This is a genomic window from Roseicyclus sp., assembly GCF_052168335.1.
Taxonomy (GTDB): Bacteria; Pseudomonadota; Alphaproteobacteria; order Rhodobacterales; family Rhodobacteraceae; genus Roseibacterium.
The window spans coordinates 1-3,175 of sequence record NZ_JBQLZP010000403.1 but is presented as its reverse complement, the minus strand read 5'-3'; the positions used below and the strand labels follow the sequence as shown (position 1 = coordinate 3,175).

The window sequence follows — 3,175 nt, the reverse complement described above, 5'->3', positions numbered from 1 at the left end:
GAGATATTCGGGTTGAACACCGACTTCACGAGGTCGTGGCTGATGGCCGAGGAGATGGCCAGCAGGAGGCCCGCCGCCGTGGAGAGTGCGGCCGCAAGGCCGCCCGCGGCGATGAGCGCGATCACCCAGCCCGGAAGCTGCGCGATCTCGGGGTTGGCGAGAACGAGGATGTCCTGGTTGAACCGGGTCAGCTCGTTGCCGGCCCAGCCACGCTCCGCCGCCAGCGCCTGCATGTCGGCATTGGCTTCGTTGTAGTACTGGATGCGGCCGTCGCCGTTCTTGTCCTCGACGCCGAGCAGGCCGGTGGCCGACCAGGTCTGGAACCAGTTGGGCAGTTCGTCGACCGCGACGGCTTCGCCTTCCACGCCGTTGGGCCACATCGTGGTCATGATGTTCAGACGCGCCATGGCGCCCACGGCCGGGGCCGTGAGGTAGAGGAGCGCGATGAACACCAGCGCCCAGCCGGCGGACCAGCGGGCGTCCGACACCTTCGGCACCGTGAAGAAGCGGATGATGACGTGCGGCAGACCCGCGGTGCCGATCATCAGCGACAGGGTGAAGAGGGCCATGAGCCAGGGCGTGCGGCCGGTGGTGTACTCGTTGAAGCCGAGGTCGGTCAGAAGCCCGTTCAGCGTCACGAGGAGCGGCTCGCCCGCGCCCGCGGTGCCCGGCGCCATGTCCGAGAACAGGCCGAGGCCCGGGATCGGGTTGCCGGTCAGCTGGAGCGAGATGAAGACCGCCGGGATCGTGTAGGCGACGATCAGAACGACGTACTGCGCCACCTGCGTGTAGGTGATGCCCTTCATGCCGCCGAGAACGGCGTAGGTGAACACCACCGCCGAGGCGATGAGCAGGCCCGTGGTCGATTCCACCTCGAGGAAGCGCGAGAAGGCCACGCCCGCCCCGGTCATCTGGCCGATCACGTAGGTGATCGAGATGACGAGAAGGCAGATCACGGCCACGACGCGCGCCGAGGTCGAGTAGTAGCGGTCGCCCACGAACTCCGGCACCGTGTACTTGCCGAACTTCCGCAGGTAGGGCGCGAGAAGCATGGCCATGAGCACGTAGCCGCCCGTCCAGCCCATGAGGAAGGACGAGTTGTTGTAGCCGACGAAGGCGATGAGGCCCGCCATCGAGATGAACGAGGCCGCCGACATCCAGTCGGCCGCCGTGGCCATCCCGTTGACGACGGGGTTAACGCCGCGGCCCGCGGCGTAGAATTCGGAGGTCGAGCCCGCACGGGCCCAGATCGCGATACCGACGTAGAGGGCGAAGGAGAGGCCCACCACGATCACGTTGAGGGTAAACTGATCCATGATCGTTGTCCGTCCTTACTGCTCGTCCACGCCGTGTTCCTTGTCGAGCTTGTTCATACGCCAGGCGTAGAAGAAGATCAGGACGAGGAAGACGAGGATGGATCCCTGCTGGGCAAACCAGAAGCCCAGGTCCGTTCCGCCCACTGCGATGCCGCTGATGAGCGGACGCAGCAGGATCGCGAAGCCGTACGACGCAAGCGCCCAGATGACGAGACAGATCGTCACCAGGCGGATGTTCGCGGCCCAGTACGCATTGTTGTCCGTTTTTTGAGACATGAAGCTCTCCCTTCGAGGTCCAGGCCGACCGGCCCCTCCTGGCCCGGCCGACATGTTCCGCCGCCGGGGCCTCGCGCCCCGCCGGCGGATTTCGTCATGCGCTCGCGAGCCCCGTCTCCAGGGCGGCCACGATCGCCTGCATCCGCTCCGCGATGGCGCCGATCTCTCCCATGGCGGGAACCCTGCTCAGCGTGCCGCGGGCGGCATAGTAGGTGACGAGCGGCGCGGTCTCGGCGTGGTAGGCCTGAAGACGGGTGCGCACGGTCTCGGCATTGTCGTCGGCGCGGCGTTTCATCTCGGTGCCGCCGCACTTGTCGCAGACGCCGGAGACGGCCGGCGTCTTGAAGCTGTCGTGATAGCCCTCGCCGCAGGCGGCGCAGGTGTAGCGGCCCGAAACCCGCTCGATCATCGCCGCGTCGTCCACCTCGAGGCTGATGACCGCGTCGATCCGCTCGCCCCGCCCGGCCAGGAGCGCGTCGAGCGCCTCGGCCTGCGCGGTGGTGCGCGGGAAGCCGTCGAGGATGGTCCCCGCCGCCACGTCGGGCTGGTCCAGCCGTTCCTTCAGGACGGCGAGGACGATCTCGTCGGAGACGAGCGCGCCCCGCTCCATCACCGCCTTCGCCGCGAGGCCTGCGGCGGTGCCCGCCGCCACCGCGCCCCGCAGGAGGTCGCCGGTCGAGAGCTGGACGAGACCGAAGCGCTCGGCCAGCATCCGGGCCTGGGTTCCCTTGCCCGCCCCCGGAGGGCCGAGCAGGATCAGGTTCACGGGGTGGTTCGCCGCGTTGCCCATGCCGTTCACCCGTTCACCCGGTTGGCGATGAGGTCGTCGACCACGGACGGGTCGGCGAGCGTCGAGGTGTCCCCGAGCGAGCCGAAGTCGTTCTCGGCGATCTTGCGCAGGATGCGGCGCATGATCTTGCCCGAGCGCGTCTTGGGCAGGCCGGGAGCGAACTGGATCACGTCGGGCTTGGCGATCGGCCCGATCTCCTTGCGCACCCAGGACTGGAGCTCCTTCTTCAGCTCCTCCGTCGGTTCCTCGTCGGCCATGAGGGTCACGTAGCAGTAGATGCCCTGACCCTTCAGCTCGTGCGGGAAGCCCACGACCGCGGCCTCGGACACCTTGTCGTGGGCGACGAGCGCGCTCTCGACCTCGGCCGTGCCCATGCGGTGGCCGGAGACGTTGATGACGTCGTCCACCCGGCCGGTGATCCAGTAGTAGCCGTCGGCGTCGCGACGGCAGCCGTCGCCGGTGAAGTAGTAGCCCTTGTAGTCCGAGAAGTAGGCCTGGACGAAACGCTCCGGGTCGCCCCAGAGGGTGCGCATCTGTCCGGGCCAGCTGCTCTTGATGCAGAGCACGCCCTCGGCCTCGGTCTCGTGGATCTCGGCGCCGGTCGTGGCGTCGAGGATCACCGGCTCGACCCCGAAGAAGGGCAGGGTGGCGGAACCGGGCTTGGTGGACGTCGCGCCCGGAAGCGGCGTGATCAGGTGGCCGCCGGTCTCGGTCTGCCACCAGGTGTCGACGATGGGGCATTTCCCCTTGCCGACCACCTCGTTGTACCACTTCCACGCCTCGGGGTTGATCG

Annotated in this window: 4 protein-coding genes; all 4 read right to left on the bottom strand. The window is 67.9% G+C overall.

Annotated features, from left to right (window positions below; genetic code table 11):
- Positions 1-1,316, bottom strand: a 1,316-nt coding sequence (locus ACTS11_RS12365; RefSeq protein ID WP_442640618.1) for a sodium:solute symporter family protein, incomplete at its 3' end; no start/stop codon positions are given.
- Between the two features lie 15 nt (positions 1,317-1,331).
- Positions 1,332-1,592, bottom strand: a complete 261-nt coding sequence (locus ACTS11_RS12360; RefSeq protein WP_442640617.1) for a DUF4212 domain-containing protein — start codon at positions 1,590-1,592, stop codon at positions 1,332-1,334.
- 94 nt (positions 1,593-1,686) lie between these two features.
- A complete protein-coding gene (locus ACTS11_RS12355; RefSeq protein ID WP_442640616.1) occupies positions 1,687-2,382 on the bottom strand; it encodes an adenylate kinase in 696 nt (231 codons plus the stop codon).
- Positions 2,383-2,387: 5 nt separating this feature from the next.
- Positions 2,388-3,175: AMP-binding enzyme (locus ACTS11_RS12350; protein ID WP_442640615.1), on the bottom strand; the 788-nt coding region annotated here is incomplete at its 5' end.

Coding starts and splice junctions, on each gene's coding strand:
- ACTS11_RS12360 (WP_442640617.1), bottom strand. CDS start 1,592: ATGTCTCAAAAAACGGACAACAATGCGTACTGGGCCGCGAACATCCGC.
- ACTS11_RS12355 (WP_442640616.1), bottom strand. CDS start 2,382: ATGGGCAACGCGGCGAACCACCCCGTGAACCTGATCCTGCTCGGCCCT.